Source organism: Thalassotalea marina (assembly GCF_014656435.1).
Taxonomy (GTDB): domain Bacteria; phylum Pseudomonadota; class Gammaproteobacteria; order Enterobacterales; family Alteromonadaceae; genus Thalassotalea_C; species Thalassotalea_C marina.
Window position 1 is genome coordinate 487,769 of the sequence record NZ_BNCK01000004.1, and the last position, 21,195, is coordinate 508,963.

Here is a 21,195-nt window from a genome sequence, read left to right on the forward strand (position 1 = left end):
AAATCGGGTAAATTATCCAAATATTTATCTTTATTGGTATTAGTTTAGCTGGTGAACTGTGTTAACATTTCGCCTTTAAAATCAGTAATAACAAGATCATCATGAAAGTCATCTCTTTTAATATAAATGGCTTAAGAGCCAGACTACATCAACTTCAAGCAGTTATTGATAAACATCAGCCAGACATTATTGGATTGCAAGAAATCAAAGTACATGATGAAGCTTTTCCATTAGCAGATGTTGAAGCAATGGGCTATCACGTATACTTTCATGGCCAAAAAGCACATTACGGCGTAGCTATGTTATGTAAAAAGCCTGCAGACGTTGTTGTTAAAGGCTTCCCTACTGATACAGAAGAATCACAAAAACGTATGATCATGGTAACAACCACCAATGATCACGGTGATAAAGTAACCGTTTTAAATGGTTATTTCCCACAAGGCGACAATATCGCGCACGAAACTAAGTTCCCATACAAGCGCCAGTTTTATAAAGATTTAATGACCTACTTAAACGATCATCACACGCCAGATGAAAATATTATTGTCATGGGAGATATTAATATTTCTCCCATTGACTTAGATATTGGCATTGGTGAAGTTAACCGTAAACGCTGGTTAAAAACAGGAAAATGTAGTTTCCAGCCTGAAGAGCGCCAATGGTTAGCTACTTTACTTAACTGGGGGTTTAAAGACACCTTCAGAGAACTTAGCCCAGAAGCAACTGATCGTTATTCATGGTTTGATTATCGCTCTCGTGGATTTGATGATAATCGAGGCCTGAGAATTGATGTTGTTTTGGCAACAGAAAATTTAGCAAAAAGCTGCATTGAATCAGATATCGATTATGAACTTCGAGGCATCGAAAAACCGTCCGACCATGCACCAATTTGGTCAACATTTAAATAAATTGATACATGGGGTGTGTAACACCCCTACTTACTATGACACTTAAACACCCTGATTATCAGTGCCCTATTTGCCAAACGTCACTAACATTAAAAGATAAGGTTTTTTGCTGTGGTAATAACCATAGCTTTGATTTGGCCAAAGAAGGTTATGTAAATTTACTGCCAGTACAACTCAAACAATCCAAACAACCTGGCGATAATAAAGCCATGGTCAATGCACGCCGTGCTTTTCTTGAAAAGGGTTATTACCAACCTTTGGTGTCAAAACTCGCCTCTTTGCTTGCACAATATAAAAAAGACCAAGGTAACATTTTAGATGCTGGTTGCGGCGAAGGATATTACACTCATCAATTGGCTCAAACTAAAGCGAATATATATGGTGTAGACATCGCTAAAGAAGCTATTAAAAAGGCAGCAAAAAAATACAAAGATAATCACTTTTGTGTTGCTACTCTTTCACACTTACCTTTCGCTGATCAAACGTTTAATGCACTAGTTTCAGTATATGCGCCAATTTTGGAAGCTGAGTTTACTCGTGTATTAGCATTTGACGGTATTTTGATTACCGTAACACCAGCCAAAAACCATTTGCATGCTTTAAAAGAAAAAATATATATCAATGCACAACAACATGATGAAAATAAATCTCCTATTTCGCACTTAACTTTGTTGCATCAAGAACAGCTTAGTTATGAAATGGAGCTATCTTCAGGGGATGATATTTTGAATTTACTGTCAATGACACCTTTCGCTTTTAAAGCAAGTGAACAAGTCAAAAAAGAGTTAGCGCAATTAGAGCAATTTAATTGCCAAGCTGACTTTATGATCCGCACATATCAAAAAAGCCGCTAATAGCGGCTTTTTTGATATGAAATGTTTTTTTAATTAGACGCAGTATAACTGAGCTTTAACAGCTCCGCTAAATTAACATAGCGAGGCTTTTGCATCGATAATTTAATACTGCCGCCTCGTTGATTATACTTTGCGACCCCCTCTTTGTACCACGCGGCTAGCGAAGGAGGTAAAAACTTATCCGCTTTAACACCCAACATAATCAAAGCTTGAATTGGAATACTTAAAATAAATACGGCATAAACAATTGACTGAGGCAATACCTGAATACCACCGAGATAAAGTTGCATAACAAATATAAACAACGCAACGCCAGGCAAGTAACGACAGGCTAAACGAGCAACTTGAATTGCACGATATTCTGAAAAGTACTGCGCCAATTCTGACCTTTCGGGCCATAGGTTCATGTACTTTCGACCTAACTTAATAATTTCAACAACACTCATATTCATAGGCCACACACTATAACAACTCTATTTTAAAAAGATAGCACAAAGTCATCTGTCGGTCGAAATTTAAGCAATAAATATAAAACTTTGAACAGCATCAAACATTACAGTAGTGTTGTTGTCGTATAATGTGTTCAATCTCAAAGAAAAAGTGATTTATATGCAAAGTCAAATACTCGTTATAAATTGTGGCAGCTCTTCATTAAAATTTTCCGTTATTAACCCTGCCGACAAATCCGTAATGCTCGAAGGCATAGCAGAACAATTGCAAAGCCCTCAAGGTTCTATCACACTAAAGTACCAACAGACAAAACAGTCATTGCCCTTAAAATCTCCATACGATCATCAAGCAGCATTGGATTCAATTGTTAAGTTTTTAACTGAACAAAGTCTTATGGCACTCATACAGGCCATTGGACACCGAGTTGTGCACGGCGGTGAAAAGTTTAATCAACCGACATTGCTAGATACGCAAGTCATCGACAATATAAAAACCTTGTCGCCCCTTGCCCCTTTGCACAATCCTGCCAATGTGATTGGTATAGAGGCCTGTTTAAAAGCATTTCCCGACCTACCACAAGTGGCCGTTTTTGATACAGCTTTTCACCAAACGTTGCCGCAACATGCTTATTTATATGGTATTCCTCTTGAGCTCTACCAAGAGCACAGTATTCGTAAATATGGATTTCACGGTACAAGTCACTACTATGTGGTTAATAAAGCTGCAGAATACTTAAACAAGCCTATTAATCAATGTAACTTTATCAGTGCGCATTTAGGTAATGGCTGCAGTGTCACCGCAGTGAAACAGGGTCAAAGTGTTGATACTAGCTTAGGTATGACACCGCTTGAAGGTTTGATCATGGGCACTCGTAGCGGTGATATTGACGCCGGCATCATCTTTGATTTAGCTGAGCGATTAGGCTATCAGCTAGAGGAAATAAAAACCTTACTTAACAAACAAAGTGGTTTATTAGGTTTATCTGGCCTTAGCAATGATTGTCGAGAATTAGAACAAGCAGCAAATGAAGGCAATGCCCGAGCTTCACTTGCTCTTGATATATTTGCATATAAAGCAGCAAAAACCATCGCCTCATTTGCAGTATGCTTTAATCAGCTTGATGGTATTATTTTTACGGGTGGCATCGGAGAAAATTCCAGCCTAATTCGAGAAAAAATTACTCAACACTTAGCTCTACTTCATATCAACATCAACAGTGATACCAACAATAATTTAGAACGTGGAACAATCTGCAATATCGCTTCGGCAGCTAGCATCCCTTGTCTTATTATTCCTACCAACGAAGAATTAGTGATCGCCAATCAAACTAACCAATTGTTATCCGAGGAAAAACGCAATGTCTAAACGATTAATGTTAGTACCTGCGGGTTTTGGTGTCGGCTTAACAAGCGTTACGCTAGGGCTTTACCACGCGTGCCAACAATTGGGGATCAGCGTTGGTCATTTTAAACCTATCAGCCAGCCATCTCGCAACTACCTTAAAAATGTTAAGCAATTTCAACATGAACACACAGGAGCTTTAACGCTTTCATTAAACCACGTCGAGCAACAAATAGCTGATGGTAATCATGAGGTGGTGCTAGAGCAGATTGTCGCTAATTTTAACCAATATGCCAAAGAATATGACTTGGTGATCATTGAAGGATTGTTGCCAACAACACGACAACCTTACGCTGCAAGAATTAATCGTGACGTTGCACGTGCACTATCTGCAGATATTGTATTGGTTGCATCTCCAGATGAAGATTCACCTGAAGACTTTGAAGACAGACTCGATGTAACCGCGCAAACATATGGCGGATTGAAAGCTAAAAACCTGCTTGGCTGTATTATTAATAAACTTAATTCACCAGACAAAGACGAAGTAGGCTTATTGCCTCGGGAACATGAAAATGAGCAAAAATATGCGCTGGAAGACTGGCAAAACTTAAATTTATTTAACAAAAATTTTGCGTTATTGGGCACAGTCCCATGGTCGATAGATCTGATCGCACCACGTGTAATTGACATCAGTAACTATTTACAAGCAACAGTAATTAACGAGGGCGATATATCTCATCGACGGATCAGAAGTATTAGTTTCTGTGCTCGCAGCGTTGGCAACTTAGTGAGCCATTTACAGGCCAATCGTTTAATTGTCACCCCCGGTGATCGAACAGATATAATCATTGCGACATGTTTGTCAGCGCTAAATGGTACAAAAGTAGGCGCCCTGCTGTTAACCAACGGTTACCTGCCAGAGCCACAAGTGATGGAGCTTTGTAAACAAGCGCTTGATGCTGGATTACCAATACTTTCCGTACCTTGGGATACATGGCAAACATCGCGCTATTTGATGAATTATAATCCCGAGATCCCACTAGATGACGAACAAAGGCTTGATCGTGTTAAACAATATGTCACCGATCATTTAGATCAAGAGTGGTTAGCGCATTTAATGGATCAAGCTGGTGAGCATCTAAAATATTCACCACCAGCGTTTAGGCATTTATTAACAGAGCGTGCAAAATCAGCTGATAAGCTTATCATTTTACCTGAAGGTACTGATGCAAGAACCATTAAAGCAGCAGCAATTTGTGTCGAACGAGGTATTGCACGTTGCCAAATTTTAGGTGAACGCGAAGCTATTGAAACAATTGCACAGCAACAGGGTTTTGAGCTGCCAGATACTCTTATCATTACAGATCCAAGTGCGATAAGAGAGCAATATGTTGATGTACTCGTTGAACATAGAAAGCACAAAGGCATGACTGAACTTATGGCACAGCAAGCACTGGAAGATAACACATTATTGGCCACCTTAATGTTAGCGCAAAACGAAGTAGATGGTTTAGTGTCAGGAGCAGTAAACACCACAGCCAATACCATTCGCCCAGCACTGCAATTAATTAAAACTAGCCCAGGCAATAATTTGGTGTCATCAGTCTTTTTTATGTTGTTACCTGATCAAGTGTTGGTTTACGGAGATTGTGCAATTAACCCAGATCCTAATGCTGAGCAACTGGCCGATATCGCTATTCAATCTGCTGATTCTGCTAAACGCTTTGGTATATTTCCAAAAGTCGCGATGATCAGTTACAGCACGGGTAAATCTGGCAGAGGTGCTGATGTAGAAAAAGTGGTTAAAGCAACCGAGATCGTTAAACAATTAAGGCCAGATATTATCATCGATGGGCCATTGCAATATGATGCAGCGATTATGGAAAACGTCGCTAAACAAAAGGCACCCAATAGCCCTGTTGCTGGTCAAGCTACGGTATTTGTTTTCCCAGATCTTAATACGGGAAATACCACTTATAAGGCGGTTCAACGATCTGCTGACGTGGTCAGTATTGGTCCAATGTTACAGGGCTTAAACAAACCTGTTAACGATCTATCACGTGGCGCTTTAGTTGACGACATCGTCTATACCATTGCACTGACTGCAATTCAAGCAACTTAATACAAAATACACGCTAAAATACTAAATTTTTGAATTTTAACAGGCAAAATTACCAATAAAAGTTAATTTTGCCTGTTAAATGTATATTTTGACAATTTAATGACACTGTTGTGAATAAAAACGAACTAATCAAAAAACAACCAACAATATTTATCCTTTTATTACAATACCTTAAGACATTCCCAATAGGTTAATCACAATGATATCCACAGGTTTTGTGGATATTAGTTAATAAACGATTGTCATTAAATTGGCAGCAACTAGCCATTGCATGACGATCAAAGTTATTTATTTTAACCAATATGACGTAAAAGGATCCTTAACTGTCAAAAACTACAACATATCTAAAATGTCTTAGCTAGTTAGCTGATGGCTACTAGAGTTAAGTTCAGCTAAAGGTTATAGTAATAAGCTAAATTTATAAGCGAATAAGCAGATGAAAAACTTAACGTTAAAGTTACTTGATAAAGTATTTACCATACACAGTTTGCCTGTTGACAGCGCAATACCCACAGCCGTTTTTAGCGCAGATATTTATTTTATCGCTAAAACATTCGAAGAAGTGTCTATCGTGCTTCCCAGCAGTGTAAATATAGTGAGTGATGATAGTGAGCCAGATTGGCAGGCACTCGAAGTGGTAGGGCCTTTAGATTTTACCCTGACAGGTATTTTATCGAGTATTTCATCAGTTTTAGCTAATAACAACATCAGTATATTTGCGATATCTACCTTTGATACTGATTATATTTTGGTAAAAACCAATAAAATAGAAGCTGCCATTGCAGCATTGCGTAACAATAATTATCAAGTGATCTAACATGACAACTCTATACGGCATCAAGAACTGCGACACCATCAAAAAAGCACGCAAGTGGTTAGAAGAAAACAACATTAGTTACCAATTTCACGATTACCGCCAAGACGGTTTAAGCGAAGAACTATTAACAAGTTTTGTAGAACGTTCTAATTGGGACAACCTGCTTAACAAACGCAGTACCACCTACCGTAACCTGCCTGATGACATAAAAAACAACCTTTCAGACGAGGTCGCTTATACTCAAGTATTGGAGCAACCCACTTTGTTAAAGCGCCCTATCCTTGTATCAAAAGATACTTTTGCCATTGGCTTTAAAGCGGCGCAATACCAAGAGATTTTTTGTTAATGATATTATCTCCTACCATTACTTTGACCAAAGCGCTGGTAGAGCGCATTTCTGTAACTCCGGAAGATGCTGGTTGCCAGCCATTAATGACAAGCCGTCTCGAGCCTTTAGGGTTTAATACTGAAACTATGGTGTTTGACGATACCACTAATATGTGGTGTCGCAAGGGTACAGAGGCACCGGTGTTTTGTTTTGCCGGTCATACCGATGTTGTGCCTGCTGGTAACCTAGAGCGTTGGCATACTCCACCTTTTGAAGCAATCATCAAAGACGGTATGTTATACGGCCGAGGCGCTGCCGACATGAAAGGCAGTTTAGCTGCAATGGTGGTAGCGACAGAAAGGTTTGTTAACGATTATCCCGACCACAAGGGATCAATTGCCTTTTTAATTACCAGTGATGAAGAAGGACCATTTATCAATGGTACTACCCGAGTCATTGATACATTAGAAGCTCGCAATGAAAAAATTGATTATTGTATTGTCGGTGAGCCTTCAAGCACCCATTTGGTTGGAGATATCGTTAAAAATGGCCGTCGCGGTTCAATTTCGGGTGAGTTAGAAATTTTTGGTGTTCAAGGTCATGTTGCTTATCCACAGCATGTAAAAAATCCAATTCATTTAGCCATGCCAGCATTAGCTGAGCTCAGTCAGCTGCACTGGGACAATGGTAATGAATACTTCCCCGAAACCAGCTTTCAATTATCTAATATCCAATCAGGAACAGGCGCAACTAATGTTGTTCCCGGCCATTTAACGGCTTGGTTTAATTTGAGGTATAGCACAGAGTTAACGGCTGAAAAAATCGTTGATAAAGTTAACGCTGTATTACAGTCACACCAACTTGACTACGAAATAAAATGGACCTACAACGGTGTTCCATTTATTACAGAGCCCGGTGTTTTAGTAGATGCGACCAAAAAGGCGATAAAAACAGTTACTGATAGAGAAACTGAATTATCAACATCCGGCGGTACATCAGACGGTCGATTTATTGCGCCTACAGGCGCACAAGTTGTTGAACTAGGCCCTTGCAATGCCACCATTCATCAAGTGAATGAATGTGTAAAATGCGACGATCTTGATCAATTAACCGATATTTATTATCAAACGTTAAAAAACGTTTTGTTGTAATGAAAATAACTAACAGTATTTTAACTGGATCATGTGATCAACACATATACTATATAACCAAAAATTTAGGGCTACATAAAGATGTACTAAATGCCTGGCAACAGCTGCATACAGCAGCAAAAGATGCTGGATTTGACCTTGCAATAGCCAGTGGTTTTCGTGGTTTTGATCGCCAATTGTCTATTTGGAACCGCAAGTTTACTGGTGAACTGCCTGTAAAAACCATAGATAACCTACAAATAGATATCATTGGTCTTGAAGAGCGGCAGCAAGTAGCAGCCGTAATGTTGTTTTCTGCGCTGCCTGCTACTAGCCGGCATCATTGGGGAACTGATTTAGATTTTTATAGCCCAAGTGCACTGACAGATCAGCAAAAATTACAGCTTGAACCATGGGAATATCAAGGCAATGGGCCATTTGGGCAGTTAACCCAATGGCTTGCCCAAAATGCTCACGACTTTGGCTTTTACTTCCCTTACGATCAATTTCGGGGTGGTGTTGCCGCTGAACCTTGGCATTTATCTTATTTTCCATTGGCAAGCGAAATGCAACAACGGTTAACAAGTGGAGTCGTTTTTGATCAACTCAAACAGTGCGATATTGCGGCTAAATCTTATATACTAGAAAACATAACTGAGTTAATGACTCAATATGTTTATAACGTAGGTAAAGCCCCTCATGGATAACTGGATAATCATTTTAGTTTTTGTCGTATTTGCTTTAGTTATCATAGGTAATATGAGTACTGTAAGAAGAAATGCTAAAACGCCAATGCGAAAGCAAAGCTTAAACGATCTTAAAGAAACCTTACCAAGAAGTAACAAACAACCCCATAAAATGGACACCGTTAAAAAGAAATAAAGCGCCAAATTGGCGCTTTATTTCTTTTTAATTACACATCACAACGCTATACACTTACACCCAACTCGGCCAACACTTCGTCAATCTCTACCGTAGAAAAACTAGAGCGTCGCCATTGTGGCAGCTTGCTTTGATCTAAATAGGCGATGGTTAACTTTCTATCTTTAAACGAATTACCAAAATTGTTCTCAGCAAACATCAAGTGAGTAGAAATATTGATCAAGTTATCGACAAAAGAATGCACTTCAAAAGGATCGGTTAGCACCACCTCACCTTGCTCAATCCGATATTTGGTCGTGCGAATCAAACCGTATTTGGGTGAACTATATTCCAAAACCCCTTCGTGTTCACCAAACTTAGAAAATTTGTCTAAAATTAGCCTGACGGCAACAACCTTACCTTCAGCCACTTCAAGGCGTAATTGGCTATCACCATCACGAGTTTGTGCGTAGCTTTGGTTATTAGCTGACGACAAATACCACTGCCCAATGTACGTTTCAGCTTTAGTTTGAATCGCCACAATGGCAAATATTATTAATAACAAGCGAGACATATATCCCCCGATAACAAACTTGTGGTTTCAACATAATCAATCTATAAAGCGAGTATATCTCGATTATTCAGCTCGCACTTAGCGTGCGAATGTGGCTCTAAGTTGATCAACTAGTTAATGCAATTGGTATTACTATTACGTTTATTAAAGCTAAACGCAAACGTTACATTTAACCATTTTGTAAGTATATTTTTTAACCTAAAGCTATCGAATTGATTAACCCCCTCTTGATTCACTTTTAGCACGGTATTTATCTAGCAAAATATTTGCGATAAATACAATAAAACCCAAGGCAATAAAACATACCGCCCCTATCAAAACAGCTTTAGGTACTGCAATTGAAAATAAAGGTGCAAGTAACACCGCAATGTTAAAAATAATAGCACTGACAAACAAGACAACAGGTTTACTATACAGTTTCGTTACATCATGAATTGCTAACTGAAGTGCAACAACACCGACTATTAACCAATGATTATTATGTAAAAACTGCTCTTTGAATACTAAATAATAAATTGACGCAATAATAAAACTAAATAACGGCGCGACTGAGATAATTCGTAAAAAGAAAGTTGATATATTCATTTTTATTGATCCATTAAATAGACGCGTTGTCAGTTGGCCATGCACCAAGTAAAGGTAAATGCTTAATGTTTTGATAGGTTAACGCCAGCGAAATACACTCTGCTATTGGCGTTTCAGCGAGATTAACCGTCAAGGGAATTAACAAGGCTCGGTTACCCTCGTATTCAAATGCTTTAGGGTAAACTTCTCTAAACGTTGAAACCAAAGACGTTTGACAATGAAAAAGGACTTTCACAACGTCTGGTTGCTTTGACTTCCAATCGATGCGAATAGCACTACCACCTTCTACAAGGTAACTAGCCTCCCCCCATTTAAGTGACGCCTTAACTTTTCCTGCGTTAAGATTCGCAGCGACTACCATAATAGTGTTTTCGATGCGCTTCAATTGCGCCGTTACGTTATCAGGGTAGTCGGCAAACTTTGTCCATATGTCTTGGTTCATACTGCTTATTTCATTACATATGGCGTGAAAACGCCATAAAAATTAAGCCAAGGTATATTCGCTGATAACACGATTGAATTGTACAATATCGAATGAGCCTCTTATTTCAAACCTTGCTCGTCCAACTTCACTAATGTACAGCTCAATTTCACAGTCTAAATCTAAGGTACCAGAAGTTTCGATAGAAAAAGCATTTATTTTGCTATAAGGCAGCGAAGTGTAATCAACCTTTGAGCCTGTTAGCCCCTGCACATTGGCGGCAATTACACGTTTATTGGTAAAAACGACTTGGTCGCGAATCGTTTTAAAAGCCGCTATGATTTCTTCACCATCAATAATGAATTTGTGAAAGTCTTCTCGTGCGTCTTCAATGGCGATAGGCTTTAATTTAAATACCGACGAATTTTTAAAATCAATCATAACTATCCTTAATGTTATTTTTCTTAATTTGTCTGCACAGTCTTAGACAGGCTGTTTTTATTACTTGGGGTATAACATTTTTATTTAATTTAAATCTCCACCTGCAAAAGCTCTTGTTTTAGTCGATGCAAGTCATAAAACATACTTTGATGCATACTTAAATCAAATGCATGATTTTAAGCTAATACCCGTTAACTCAGTATTGAAGTAATTTATAAGAAAAAGCCGAACTTAGTTCGGCTTTTTACCCGATATATCGCAACCGTTAGTTAATGGTTGAAAAACTAATCGCGCTTGGGTGTTTGTTAGTGTGGTGAATCTTATGAAAAGCCTTTACAAAATCTTCTTCTTTAGCTTCAAAAATATTATCTACATACTTTTGAGGGTTCATGTCGATAAACGGGAACATGCTACTTTGGATTTGGATTTGTACTTTATGACCACGTTTAAAGGTGTGTAACACATCGTATAGATCAAACTTCACCTGCGTTGGCTTATTTGGAGTGAAAGGTTTTGGCTCACTCATGCTGTCACGAAAACGACCACGGATCACTCCCCATCGAACTAACTCATGTCTATTACCAGTTTTGCTGTCTACTCTATCGTTATTTTCATCTTTACCAGGAAATACATCAACTAGCTTAACGACGATATCAGCTGAACTTTGTGTCGTAGAAAACCATAAGTCTAGATCTATTGCTCCTGCGATGGTCATATCTTGATCTAACACATCGGTTTCAAACACCAAAACGTCTGGTCGACGAGCAGCAAAACGTTGATCTTCAACCATATAAGGTCTATCCCAACCACGACTTACTTTCGCCGAATGCGGAACGGGTTTGTTTGGATCACTAATATATTCACTAGCTCCTGTGTTAACTTTATCAGAGCTAAAAGACTCGTTTTTATTTAAGTACCAAGTCGTTTTGTTGCCATTTTTAGGTGGCCATACATCAAATTTACGCCAGCGATTACTACCCGTTTCAAACATTGTCGCGGTTGCTAATTTTGCGTCTTTAGCATCTTTTAAGTGCTGTTTGAAAAATGGTAATTGAATTTCTTCTTGAAACCACTTACTGGTATCAAATCCGAAATTCGCTTCACCCAAACTTTGACCACCCGCTGAGCTATTCCATTGACCATGAGACCAAGGTCCCATGACCATTTTGATATGCTCTTTTTTGTTTTTATTTGACATGGTTTGATAGGTATAAAGTGGTCCATACAAGTCTTCAGTGTCATACCAGCCACCAACTACCAAAGTAGCAGGTTTAGTATCTTTTAAATGTTGCAAAACATCTCTTGCTTGCCAGTACTCGTCATAGTTTGGATGTTGAGTTAACTCATTCCAAAATTGACGATCGCCTTTAAAGTACTTTTCATTAACATTAGATAGAGGCCCCAAATTTTTAAAAAATTCGTAACCATCAGGTGTTTCCGAATTCATTCGGCTAAACGAGTGTGCGTGAGTTCCTTCGCGCTTTTTATCAAAGCTGTCGAAGAAAATAAATGCCATTGGTGTGACAAAAGCACCGTTACGATGAAAGTCATCAAAAAACCAGTCTGCAATTGGAGCTTGTGGTGAGATCGCCTTTAACGCCGGATGACTGTTAATGGCGCCAACAGAAGTGTAATAACCAGGATAAGATGTACCCCACATGCCCACTTTGCCATTATTGCTTGGAAGATTTTTAACTAACCAATCAATCGTGTCGTAAGTGTCTGTCGCGTCATCTGTCGCCTTTTTACCGCGCTTGTATGCGTCTTGTGGACGCATATTAACAAAGGTACCTTCAGACATGTATTTTCCACGCACATCTTGGAAAACAAAGATAAAGCCATCTTTTTCAAACGATGCGCTTGGTCCAAGGCGTGTTTTATATTTACTCACACCATAAGGTGCCACACGATAAGGTGTGCGTTGCATCATTATCGGGTACGACTTACTGTCATCATTTGGAATATATACTGATGTAAATAGCTTTACGCCATCTCGCATGGGTATTTGATATTCAAATTTAGTGTAATTTGCTCGGATGTAATCCGCTCTAGGGTTGGTTTTCTTCTCGGCCGCCAAGGCCGTTGCACTGCTTAAAAACAGGCAGATTATGATCAAGTATGAAGATATGGCTCGCATAAATATCCTAGTTTTGTTGTGATTATTATTGGGTAAACCACTAGCTTTACCCTGATGAGGGCTTCTAGCAGTGTATAAATCACATACATGTTTTGCGAGTTTTTTCGACTATATGTCAGATAATTACGTTAAGCTGTAAACTACAAGATGGCTCAACAGTTCAAAATACCGTTAAGCCATCAAACTAAGCTTACAAAAGTTGATTAGGCTTTTTGTTCATGTTCGCTAAGGTCATCACCTGAAAGCATAACCGCAACCCAGCGCCCTTCTTTGGTACTCTCTAAAGCAATCTTAATCACCATGGTCAATGGTACAGACAATAACATGCCAACTGTGCCTAACAACCACCCCCAAAATACTAACGAAACAAATACAACCAATGTTGATAAACCCAAACCTCGCCCTAAATAGCGAGGTTCGACGACATTACCCATCACGGTATTTATCACAACATAACCCAAACCAATTAAACCTGCCTGTGCAGCGCCTAACTGCAATACCGCTAAAGACATCGCGGGAACAGCTGCAATGATAGATCCTATGTTTGGAATGTAATTAAGCAAAAATGCTAATACACCCCACAATAGTGGGAAATCTAAACCAAAGGCCCAGAGCATCAAGGAAACGGTAGCGCCTGTGGCAATACTGACTAGTGTTTTGATAGCTAAATAGTTGTTTACCGAAGATAAAAACCTGTCAATTTGCTGCAAGCGCATTTGTGGGTCGTCCATCGCTAAATGTAATTTTTTTGATAGCGATGGTGCTTCAAATAACATAAAAACCACGGTTAAAATGATTAAAAACAAGTTGGCCATCACGTTACCTAAGCCGCTAAGCATGTCGGCGGCTAAGCCCATTGCCGCAGCCGGGTCTACATGTTCTTTCAACAAATTAGCAGAAAGCGTGATATTAAAACTTTCCAGCTGAGTAACCACCCATGCTAATTGCACACTGAGTTGCTCTCTATATTCGGGCATTTGGCCTGACAATTCACCTAAGCTACGACCGACTAAGCCAGCAAGAGACAGTACAATTGAAACAAAAAACACGATGACTAAAGTCACAGCAACGGCTTTTGGAATACGAACATTTTCCATTTTTACCACTAGAGGGTTGCAAATGATGGCAATAAACGTTGCTAATAAAAATGGAACAAGAATGTGTGCAGCAGTTTTAACGCCTGCCAATACAATAAACAGCGATGCCGTCACCACTAAGGCTTTTAATACGCCGGTTGTATTTTGTGAAATTCCCATAAATAAATTCATTGTTGTTATTAATGTTATCTAGGATAACAAGATCAAAAAAAAAGTACCGCGCTTTTTTAGCTAACGGTACTTTTTGCTGGTTTATTATTCAGTATATGCTTTACATTGTTCGCCGTATTAAGGTGACACTGGTTAAGTTTAATAAACGCCAACAACTTAACATACCAATTGTGCCAACAAAGGCGGCACCTGAAAGTATACCCACCAACCAATAACTAAAGTGAAAGCTGCCTTTCATGTCGAAGGTTTGGGTTTGTAAAATATAAACGCCTATTTCCATACCGATACTGGCCATTAAACCTGCAATTGCGCCTAAAGCAACAAATTCAAACAATACGCTATTGCGCAGTAGTGACCCCTTAGCGCCAAGTGTTCTTAATATTGCAAGTTCTCGCTCTCGTTCTTCCATGCTTGCTTGTACTTGTGCCACTAACACTAAACTCCCTGCAAGTACCACCAGTACTAAAATAAGCTCGATAGCGATAGTAACTTGATCAATCATTTCATTAAGCTGTTTCATGATAGCGTCAAAATCAATCATCGATACCGTCGGATGCTCGGCTAACAATCGATAAAACGCATCTTTCTTCTCAGGTGCTACATTCCACGCTGATATAGACGTTGAAGGAAAGTCAGCAAGTACTGCTTGATTAAAAATCATAATGAAATTTAGCTGGCGAGACTTCCAATTAACTTCACGAATGCTGGTTACTGGTACGGTAAATTCCCTACCGCCTAGCGTGAAGGTAAGTTGGTCACCCATTTTTATGTCTAGGCGCTCTGCAACGCCAGACTCAATAGACACTTGCGGTGTCGTATCATCACCAGACCACCATTGACCTTTTAAAATTTTATTCTGTTCGGGTAACACTTCCATCCAGGTTAAGCCAAGTTCACGGCCCATACCACGACGCCCTTCTTGTTGCTCACCTTCATTTTCCGATTCAGCGCTCTTTTCACCATCGTTATTTTCATCTTGAACACGTACTGTTTTCTCGCCATTAATTGCAGACAAACGACCACGATATACAGCAAAAAAACCACGATGCGGAATGTCATTTTCAACAGTAAATTGTTTTAGTGGTTCAATTTGATCTTGGCTAATGTTGACCAAGTATTGATTTGGCGTGTCTTCAGGAAACTGCGCCTGCCACTCTTCCATAATTGAGCTTTTCATCACAGTGATCAGCAATAACAACTTAATCGCGATAGTAAAGCTAACCAATTGCACGCTGTTTTCATTTGCACGGCGTTTCAAGTTGGCAAGCGCTAGGTGCCAAGATTTACCCGCTTTGCTGCCAACACTTCGGCCAGCACTCATTACAACCTTTCCTAATACCAGTAAAACAACTGACACTAACAAGCCACCAACCAATAAAGACACACTCATGATTAAGTCGCCGCTAAAAATTAATAGCAAGGCAAGCAAAGCAACAAAAGGAGGTAAATGGTACCAACCTAGTTTAGGACGTTTAAGTTGATCGAAACCGCGAATAACCGACAGTGGCGATGTATTTATCAATTCTTTAAGCGGATGAATCGCAAAGGCAATGGCACACAATAAACCGGTGACAATAGCAGTAATAAACGGTGTTAACGTTAATGGCGTATCATCAAGTGATAAATAACTTTCGATGGCATTAGCACCTAACAACAACAAGATATAACCAACTACTAGGCCAGCAATAATACTAATGATGCTTAACAACGCCCAATGTAAACAATAAAGTTTTCTTACATGCGAAAGTGTCGCGCCTAATGCTCTAAATACGGCAACCACGGATTGATGACGTTGACCATATCGTCTACTGGCAACAGCAACAGCAACAGCAGCTAAAACAATACCCAACATACTTGCCAGTGATAAAAAGCGTTCTGCGCTGTCTAAGGTTGAAGACAATCTATTTTGAGCGCGCTTAGCATCATACCAACGCTGAGAATCAAGTACTTGTGGCTTTATCCACGCTTCAAAGTCGTCAATATCATCAGCTTCACCGGTAAACATATAGCGATACCACATGCGACTACCTGGTTGCACTAACTCTGTCGCTTCCATGTCGTCGATATTCATCAATACCGTAGGGCCTGCAATCAAAAAGCGATAGCTTCTGTCAGGAATATTAGTAACGATTCCAGCTATTTTGAGCGGTGCAACACCTACCTCGATAACGTCTCCAATATTGACACCTAAACGGCTTAGCAAGCTGCGCTCTACCCATACTGTGCCTTTAGATGGACCGTTTACAATTTCTTCTTCACCTTCAATGCTGCGCTTAACTCTTAATTCACCACGAAGTGGATAGTTAGTCGAAACAGCGTCTATTTCACTAAGCAGCATATTGTCACCAAAAAACACCATAGAATCAGTCGACATTTTCTTAGCTACTGCAAGTTGGTGCTCTTGGCTTTTTACGATAATTGATGGCTCGATAGGGCCTGGGGCTCCTAAGACACGATCAGCGGCAATAGTATTGGTACTATTAGCCACAATGGCATGTTTTATTTGCCCACTAAAACCAGTCAGCGAAAATACCGTTGCTACAGCTAGTACAATGGCCAAAAATATAATAGTCAATTCGCCGCGGCGTAATTCGTGATCGAGCAGCCTGAGTGATTGCTTGTACCATGCGTTATTTGATAAAGACATAATTACCCTACGTTTGCCACAGCTGAAGATTCACGCTCTACAAAAGCGCTATCGTCAGCTGCTTCTGATAAAACGCCGCTGTCCATTTCTACCTGGCGCTGACAACGTGCGGCTAATTTTGGATCATGAGTTACCAATACTAAGGTGGTACCAGATTGTTTATTTAATTCAAATAATAAATCGGTAATGTGTAATCCCGTTTTAGTATCTAAGTTTCCTGTCGGCTCATCTGCAAATAAAATATCAGGTTGTGTTATGAAGGCTCTAGCAATAGCAACACGTTGTTGCTCACCACCAGAAAGCTGTGACGGATAATGTTCCATACGATCACCAAGCCCAACTTTTTGCAATAAACTTTTACCGCGTTCTAGCGCATCAGGTGTGTTTGCAAGTTCAGCAGGCAACATCACATTTTCTAAGGCTGTTAAGCTGTTAACTAGCAGAAATTGTTGGAAAATAAAGCCAACATGTTGTGCTCTTACTTGGCTGCGTTGCTCTTCATTTAACTGGTGTAAAGCATGGTTTTTGAGATACACTTCACCTGACGTAGGCAGGTCAAGCCCAGCTAAAATAGACAACAAAGTCGTTTTACCTGAGCCTGATGAGCCAACAATGGCTAATGTTTCGCCAGATTGTACAGCCAAGTTGGTTGGCTGTAACAAATCGAGTGACTTGTCCTCTAACTTTACGGACTTAGTTAAATCACTAACCTTGAGAATAGTATCGGAATTTATCTTCATGAAGAAATACTCACTTATTGCATTCTTAATTCTGTTTTCTGTCACATCAATGACGAAAGCTTGGGCATCTCGCTCCATTTTACTACTAGGTGATAGCGTTAGTGCAAGCTATGGTATGCAAGAGCACCAAGGCTGGGTTCACCTTCTAAACCAACAACTCTCGGCAGAAAAAGCACCATACACTATCGTTAATGCTAGCATAAGTGGTGAGACTACAAGCGGCGGTTTATCTCGCTTACCCAACATTTTAGCTGACAAAGAAGTTGATCATTTAATTATCGAACTAGGCGGTAATGATGGATTAAGAGGCTATAATCCTAAAGCAATTAAAAATAATTTGTTACAAATGATCGCTATTGCCAATAAACACGAAATCCCTGTTTCACTTATGCAAATTAAAATAACGCCAAATTACGGCCCACGCTACAACAAAATGTTTGAGAAAGTATTTGCCGATGTTGCAAGCGAAACTAATGCCACACTTTTACCCTTTTTTATGGAGCAAGTTGCACTCGACCCAAAACTGATGCAAGCCGACGGCATACACCCAAACGTAAAAGCACAACCAATAATTGCTGACTATGTTGGCGAACAACTTAAACAATTGATGAACTAACTGACGATATTACATACGACCATGGAATTTATTTGGATCTTATTTGCATTTTTGTGTGGTTTAGCAGCAAAAGTGGCAACCCTTCCCCCTTCTATCGGCTACCTAGTAGCTGGTTTTGTTTTAAACTTTTTAGGTTTTCAAGCTGACAACACGGTAATGGAGCTAGCAAACCTTGGTATCACACTTATGCTTTTTACTATTGGTCTTAAACTTAATGTTAAAGACTTAGTAAAAACTGAAGTTTGGCTAGGTAGCTTAAGTCATACCTTTGTATGGATGATTATCGGTATTGTCGCATTAAAAGCATTTGCCATTATTTCCGTGCCACATATGACAGGTTTAGATTTGACAACAAGTACTTTAATCGTGTTTGCGATGAGTTTCTCCAGTACCGTGTGTGTTGTTAAGTTACTTGAAGAACATGGTGAAATGAAAACCCGCCACGGCAAATTAGCGGTGGGTATTTTAGTCATGCAAGATATTGTCGCCGTTGTTTTCTTGGTTGCTGCAACCGGTAAACTCCCTTCCCCTTATGCATTATTATTGTTATTGGCGATACCATTAAAACCAATAATCAATAAGATGTTAGATAAAGTTGGTCATGGTGAATTGCTACCGTTAACTGGTTTTTTCCTAGCATTTGGCGCTTATGAGTTGTTTGAACTGGTTAATATAAAAGGCGATTTGGGAGCATTATTAGCCGGGATGTATTTGGCAAGTCATACCAAAGCAACCGAGATAACCAAATCATTAATGAGCTTTAAGGATCTATTCTTAATTGGCTTTTTCCTTTCTATTGGCTTTACCGCGTTACCAACATGGGAAATGGTTGGCACAGCCCTATTACTTACCTTATTGCTACCTATTAAATTTGCCTTGTTTTTCTTTATATTTATCAAGATCAAGCTGCGCGCTCGCACCGCTTTTCTTGCTTCATTGGCACTAGCTAACTTTAGTGAATTTGGTTTAATTGTTGCTTCATTGAGTGCAAAATACGAATGGCTATCAAAAGAATGGCTAGTTATTTTATCTATTGCGGTGTCTGTATCTTTTGTTATTACCAATATTTTGTATAATTTTGCGCATGAGTATTACGCTAAAAATAAAGAAAAAATTAGCAAACATCAGCACCCCAATAAACTACCTGAAGACAGTTTTATTCAGCCGTGCAGTGCACCCATTGTAATAATCGGCATGGGTCGTGTGGGTATGGGTGCTTACCGTGCCATTGACAGTCAAACACCCAAGCAAGCTTGGGGTCTTGATACTGATAAAACCAAAATTAACTGGCTTGTTGAGCAAGGCATACAGGCCTATTCTGGAGATGCAGAAGACGCTGACTTTTGGGAAAACATCGATTTAACTCGTATCAAATTGGTACTTTTAGCACTACCATCAGTGCAAGATATCATGAATATAACAACACAGTTAAAACATGCTAACTATCAAGGAAAAATAGCTGCGATTGCACGTTTTGATGATGAACGCGAAGAGCTTGAAAAGTTTGGTGTTGATAAAGTATTTAACTTTTACAGCGAAGCGGGTGTTGGTTTTGCCGAAGAAAGTATTTCACTCTTGCAAACAGCAAATCCGTAATTTCAATTAAAACGAAAAAAGCCACCGTCATCAAGGTGGCTTTTTTGTATATAAAGAATAGATACTTTATTCATTGGCGTGCTTATCAAATGGAAAAAACAACCTTTGGTAAGCAATTTCAAGCCTATTTATCATTTCAGGGCTAACGCTCACTTTACTGAAGGCATAGTGCACTTCCGTTTGGTGTAAAACAACGGGTTGGTACCAAATATCTTGGTATCTTGGTTTTAATTTAGGCCCTTGGGTTAAGTTTCTTTTAGCTTCCAAAAAACCCGATATTCGGCCACTGTTCATTAAAGCCATTTTAGTTTCATTGTCTGTTACTTCTATAAATTGTTTCTTATTTTTTGGAGAAGCAATAAGTTTAGTGAGCAGTTCTCCATAATACGCACCACGTTGCACAGCTACAGGCTGTTTTAAAGCGAGTAAATCATGAGCACTATTTAATTTAAGCTTGGCATCATTTTTAGTTGCCAAAACAATAACTTCATAACTTACTGGACCAATAAAGTGATAATCCTCAGATCGCGTATCAGTTTTGGTGACATTAATCATCATATCAATATCACCAGACTTTAATAAATTTAAGCCTCTAGCCCAAGGTAACTCCACAAAATCAAATTGACAGTTAGCCAAGGTTAAAAATTGACGAATAATCTCAATATCGCGCCCTTGCCAACTCGAATCAGATACTTTTTTTGATTGAGGTGAAAAGTCTTCTAGACCTACGGTAATTTGACATGCAAATGCCTTTGCACAAATAAAAAAGGAAAGTAAAAAAATAATGGTTTTATGCATGCACTAACTCAACATTTTAACAAAATAAGCATAATCCACAGTTCATAACGCTATTAGTTTGAACCTTGGTTTTCAATCATAACGAGGTATGAGCAGGATAAAAAGCGAAAATGCTTAAGGTTATAAATTCAACTCAACCCTCTAAAGAATTTTGGGCATAAAAAAAGCCGACATAAAGTCGGCTTTTTGTAAAGTGGCATCCCGTAGGGGATTCGAACCCCTGTTACCGCCGTGAAAGGGCGGTGTCCTAGGCCTCTAGACGAACGGGACACTAAAACTGTTAGTAAGTAAACTTACTGTTTTAGTGCAAAGGCTTACGCCCTACACTCGCTGAAAGTAAACACCAGTTACTCTCATCTAAAGATTTTTAGCTTTCGCTCAGGAAATAACATGACCTAGACTGCTATACCCTGCTCACGTTGCCGTGATAAATGTGGCATCCCGTAGGGGATTCGAACCCCTGTTACCGCCGTGAAAGGGCGGTGTCCTAGGCCTCTAGACGAACGGGACACTAAAACTGTTAGTAAGTAAACTTACTGTTTTAGTGCAAAGGCTTACGCC

At 39.3% G+C, this 21,195-nt stretch carries 21 protein-coding genes and 2 tRNA genes; 11 read left to right on the plus strand and 12 right to left on the minus strand.

From position 1 onward, the window contains the following. Positions 1-101: 101 nt before the first annotated feature. Entirely contained in the window at positions 102-908 is an 807-nt protein-coding gene (gene xthA / locus IE199_RS11380; protein WP_189770447.1) for an exodeoxyribonuclease III, read from the plus strand. Positions 909-943: 35 nt separating this feature from the next. Next, the gene (rlmA, locus tag IE199_RS11385; RefSeq protein ID WP_189770449.1) at positions 944-1,762 is read left to right on the plus strand and encodes a 23S rRNA (guanine(745)-N(1))-methyltransferase; all 819 of its coding nucleotides are present in this window, start codon (positions 944-946) and stop codon (positions 1,760-1,762) included. A gap of 29 nt (positions 1,763-1,791) precedes the next feature. Here rlmA and yfbV read toward each other — a convergent pair whose 3' ends face one another. Beyond that, a complete protein-coding gene (yfbV, locus tag IE199_RS11390; protein ID WP_229854665.1) occupies positions 1,792-2,208 on the minus strand; it encodes a terminus macrodomain insulation protein YfbV in 417 nt (138 codons plus the stop codon). 163 nt (positions 2,209-2,371) lie between these two features. Here yfbV and IE199_RS11395 point away from each other — a divergent pair, with 163 nt between their 5' ends. The 7 genes from IE199_RS11395 (at position 2,372) to IE199_RS11425 (ending at position 8,832) form a co-directional block, all read left to right on the plus strand. Continuing rightward, positions 2,372-3,577, plus strand: coding sequence for an acetate kinase (locus tag IE199_RS11395; protein ID WP_189770453.1), 1,206 nt, complete (start codon positions 2,372-2,374; stop codon positions 3,575-3,577). Beyond that, on the plus strand, positions 3,570-5,675 hold the full coding sequence (gene pta / locus IE199_RS11400) for a phosphate acetyltransferase (RefSeq protein ID WP_189770460.1): 2,106 nt from the start codon (positions 3,570-3,572) through the stop codon (positions 5,673-5,675). Before IE199_RS11395 ends, pta begins: the two co-directional genes overlap by 8 nt. A 436-nt stretch (positions 5,676-6,111) precedes the next feature. Then, on the plus strand, positions 6,112-6,492 hold the full coding sequence (locus tag IE199_RS11405) for an ACT domain-containing protein (protein WP_189770462.1): 381 nt from the start codon (positions 6,112-6,114) through the stop codon (positions 6,490-6,492). A gap of 1 nt (position 6,493) precedes the next feature. Then, positions 6,494-6,838 (plus strand): ArsC family reductase, encoded by a 345-nt coding sequence (locus IE199_RS11410; RefSeq protein WP_189770464.1) that lies wholly within the window; start codon positions 6,494-6,496, stop codon positions 6,836-6,838. Further along, a complete protein-coding gene (gene dapE, locus IE199_RS11415; protein WP_189770471.1) occupies positions 6,838-7,971 on the plus strand; it encodes a succinyl-diaminopimelate desuccinylase in 1,134 nt (377 codons plus the stop codon). The genes IE199_RS11410 and dapE overlap by 1 nt, the downstream gene beginning before the upstream one ends. Next, positions 7,971-8,657, plus strand: a complete 687-nt coding sequence (locus IE199_RS11420) for a M15 family metallopeptidase (protein ID WP_189770473.1) — start codon at positions 7,971-7,973, stop codon at positions 8,655-8,657. The genes dapE and IE199_RS11420 overlap by 1 nt, the downstream gene beginning before the upstream one ends. Continuing rightward, positions 8,650-8,832, plus strand: coding sequence for a hypothetical protein (locus tag IE199_RS11425; RefSeq protein ID WP_189770474.1), 183 nt, complete (start codon positions 8,650-8,652; stop codon positions 8,830-8,832). The genes IE199_RS11420 and IE199_RS11425 overlap by 8 nt, the downstream gene beginning before the upstream one ends. A 46-nt stretch (positions 8,833-8,878) precedes the next feature. On the opposite strand, the gene IE199_RS11430 is transcribed toward IE199_RS11425, so the two are convergent. The 8 genes from IE199_RS11430 to IE199_RS11465 all read right to left on the minus strand — a co-directional run bounded on the left by IE199_RS11430 (position 8,879) and on the right by IE199_RS11465 (position 17,624). Further along, positions 8,879-9,385 (minus strand): hypothetical protein, encoded by a 507-nt coding sequence (locus IE199_RS11430; RefSeq protein ID WP_189770476.1) that lies wholly within the window; start codon positions 9,383-9,385, stop codon positions 8,879-8,881. Positions 9,386-9,601: 216 nt separating this feature from the next. Then, positions 9,602-9,970 (minus strand): hypothetical protein, encoded by a 369-nt coding sequence (locus IE199_RS11435; RefSeq protein ID WP_189770478.1) that lies wholly within the window; start codon positions 9,968-9,970, stop codon positions 9,602-9,604. Between the two features lie 13 nt (positions 9,971-9,983). After that, a complete protein-coding gene (locus IE199_RS11440; protein WP_189770480.1) occupies positions 9,984-10,412 on the minus strand; it encodes a DUF1801 domain-containing protein in 429 nt (142 codons plus the stop codon). 42 nt (positions 10,413-10,454) lie between these two features. Next, positions 10,455-10,832, minus strand: a complete 378-nt coding sequence (locus tag IE199_RS11445) for a PH domain-containing protein (protein ID WP_189770482.1) — start codon at positions 10,830-10,832, stop codon at positions 10,455-10,457. 265 nt (positions 10,833-11,097) lie between these two features. After that, positions 11,098-12,969: a CocE/NonD family hydrolase gene (locus IE199_RS11450; RefSeq protein ID WP_189770491.1), complete on the minus strand. Its 1,872-nt coding sequence runs from the start codon at positions 12,967-12,969 to the stop codon at positions 11,098-11,100. A 203-nt stretch (positions 12,970-13,172) separates the two neighbouring features. Next, positions 13,173-14,225, minus strand: a complete 1,053-nt coding sequence (locus IE199_RS11455) for an AI-2E family transporter (RefSeq protein WP_189770499.1) — start codon at positions 14,223-14,225, stop codon at positions 13,173-13,175. Between the two features lie 112 nt (positions 14,226-14,337). Further along, positions 14,338-16,884, minus strand: coding sequence for an ABC transporter permease (locus IE199_RS11460; RefSeq protein ID WP_189770501.1), 2,547 nt, complete (start codon positions 16,882-16,884; stop codon positions 14,338-14,340). A gap of 2 nt (positions 16,885-16,886) precedes the next feature. Beyond that, the gene (locus IE199_RS11465; protein ID WP_189770503.1) at positions 16,887-17,624 is read right to left on the minus strand and encodes an ABC transporter ATP-binding protein; all 738 of its coding nucleotides are present in this window, start codon (positions 17,622-17,624) and stop codon (positions 16,887-16,889) included. Between IE199_RS11465 and IE199_RS11470 the strand changes: the two genes are divergently transcribed. Next, complete coding sequence (locus IE199_RS11470) at positions 17,623-18,240, plus strand: arylesterase (RefSeq protein WP_189770506.1); 618 nt, start codon at positions 17,623-17,625, stop codon at positions 18,238-18,240. The two genes, IE199_RS11465 and IE199_RS11470, sit on opposite strands and share 2 nt — an antisense overlap. Before the next feature lie 21 nt (positions 18,241-18,261). Then, on the plus strand, positions 18,262-19,836 hold the full coding sequence (locus IE199_RS11475; protein ID WP_189770508.1) for a cation:proton antiporter domain-containing protein: 1,575 nt from the start codon (positions 18,262-18,264) through the stop codon (positions 19,834-19,836). Positions 19,837-19,902: 66 nt separating this feature from the next. Here the strand turns inward: IE199_RS11475 and IE199_RS11480 are convergent, their stop codons facing one another. From IE199_RS11480 to IE199_RS11490, 3 genes are all read right to left on the minus strand, one after another. Then, on the minus strand, positions 19,903-20,634 hold the full coding sequence (locus IE199_RS11480) for a substrate-binding periplasmic protein (protein ID WP_189770510.1): 732 nt from the start codon (positions 20,632-20,634) through the stop codon (positions 19,903-19,905). Between the two features lie 194 nt (positions 20,635-20,828). Next, positions 20,829-20,904: transfer RNA gene (locus IE199_RS11485), tRNA-Glu, on the minus strand. A 164-nt stretch (positions 20,905-21,068) separates the two neighbouring features. Beyond that, positions 21,069-21,144, minus strand: a tRNA-Glu gene (locus tag IE199_RS11490). Between the last annotated feature and the right edge of the window lie 51 nt (positions 21,145-21,195).

Excerpts from the sequence above, each read along its gene's own strand:
- IE199_RS11455 (WP_189770499.1), bottom strand. The coding sequence starts at position 14,225 with ATGGGAATTTCACAAAATACAACCGGCGTATTAAAAGCCTTAGTGGTG.
- IE199_RS11445 (WP_189770482.1), bottom strand. The coding sequence starts at position 10,832 with ATGATTGATTTTAAAAATTCGTCGGTATTTAAATTAAAGCCTATCGCC.
- IE199_RS11450 (WP_189770491.1), bottom strand. The coding sequence starts at position 12,969 with ATGCGAGCCATATCTTCATACTTGATCATAATCTGCCTGTTTTTAAGC.
- xthA (WP_189770447.1), top strand. The coding sequence starts at position 102 with ATGAAAGTCATCTCTTTTAATATAAATGGCTTAAGAGCCAGACTACAT.
- IE199_RS11410 (WP_189770464.1), top strand. The coding sequence starts at position 6,494 with ATGACAACTCTATACGGCATCAAGAACTGCGACACCATCAAAAAAGCA.
- IE199_RS11480 (WP_189770510.1), bottom strand. The coding sequence starts at position 20,634 with ATGCATAAAACCATTATTTTTTTACTTTCCTTTTTTATTTGTGCAAAG.
- IE199_RS11465 (WP_189770503.1), bottom strand. The coding sequence starts at position 17,624 with ATGAAGATAAATTCCGATACTATTCTCAAGGTTAGTGATTTAACTAAG.
- IE199_RS11440 (WP_189770480.1), bottom strand. The coding sequence starts at position 10,412 with ATGAACCAAGACATATGGACAAAGTTTGCCGACTACCCTGATAACGTA.
- IE199_RS11405 (WP_189770462.1), top strand. The coding sequence starts at position 6,112 with ATGAAAAACTTAACGTTAAAGTTACTTGATAAAGTATTTACCATACAC.
- rlmA (WP_189770449.1), top strand. The coding sequence starts at position 944 with ATGACACTTAAACACCCTGATTATCAGTGCCCTATTTGCCAAACGTCA.
- IE199_RS11395 (WP_189770453.1), top strand. The coding sequence starts at position 2,372 with ATGCAAAGTCAAATACTCGTTATAAATTGTGGCAGCTCTTCATTAAAA.
- IE199_RS11425 (WP_189770474.1), top strand. The coding sequence starts at position 8,650 with ATGGATAACTGGATAATCATTTTAGTTTTTGTCGTATTTGCTTTAGTT.
- IE199_RS11435 (WP_189770478.1), bottom strand. The coding sequence starts at position 9,970 with ATGAATATATCAACTTTCTTTTTACGAATTATCTCAGTCGCGCCGTTA.
- IE199_RS11430 (WP_189770476.1), bottom strand. The coding sequence starts at position 9,385 with ATGTCTCGCTTGTTATTAATAATATTTGCCATTGTGGCGATTCAAACT.
- IE199_RS11460 (WP_189770501.1), bottom strand. The coding sequence starts at position 16,884 with ATGTCTTTATCAAATAACGCATGGTACAAGCAATCACTCAGGCTGCTC.
- dapE (WP_189770471.1), top strand. The coding sequence starts at position 6,838 with ATGATATTATCTCCTACCATTACTTTGACCAAAGCGCTGGTAGAGCGC.
- pta (WP_189770460.1), top strand. The coding sequence starts at position 3,570 with ATGTCTAAACGATTAATGTTAGTACCTGCGGGTTTTGGTGTCGGCTTA.
- IE199_RS11470 (WP_189770506.1), top strand. The coding sequence starts at position 17,623 with ATGAAGAAATACTCACTTATTGCATTCTTAATTCTGTTTTCTGTCACA.
- IE199_RS11475 (WP_189770508.1), top strand. The coding sequence starts at position 18,262 with ATGGAATTTATTTGGATCTTATTTGCATTTTTGTGTGGTTTAGCAGCA.
- IE199_RS11420 (WP_189770473.1), top strand. The coding sequence starts at position 7,971 with ATGAAAATAACTAACAGTATTTTAACTGGATCATGTGATCAACACATA.
- yfbV (WP_229854665.1), bottom strand. The coding sequence starts at position 2,208 with ATGAGTGTTGTTGAAATTATTAAGTTAGGTCGAAAGTACATGAACCTA.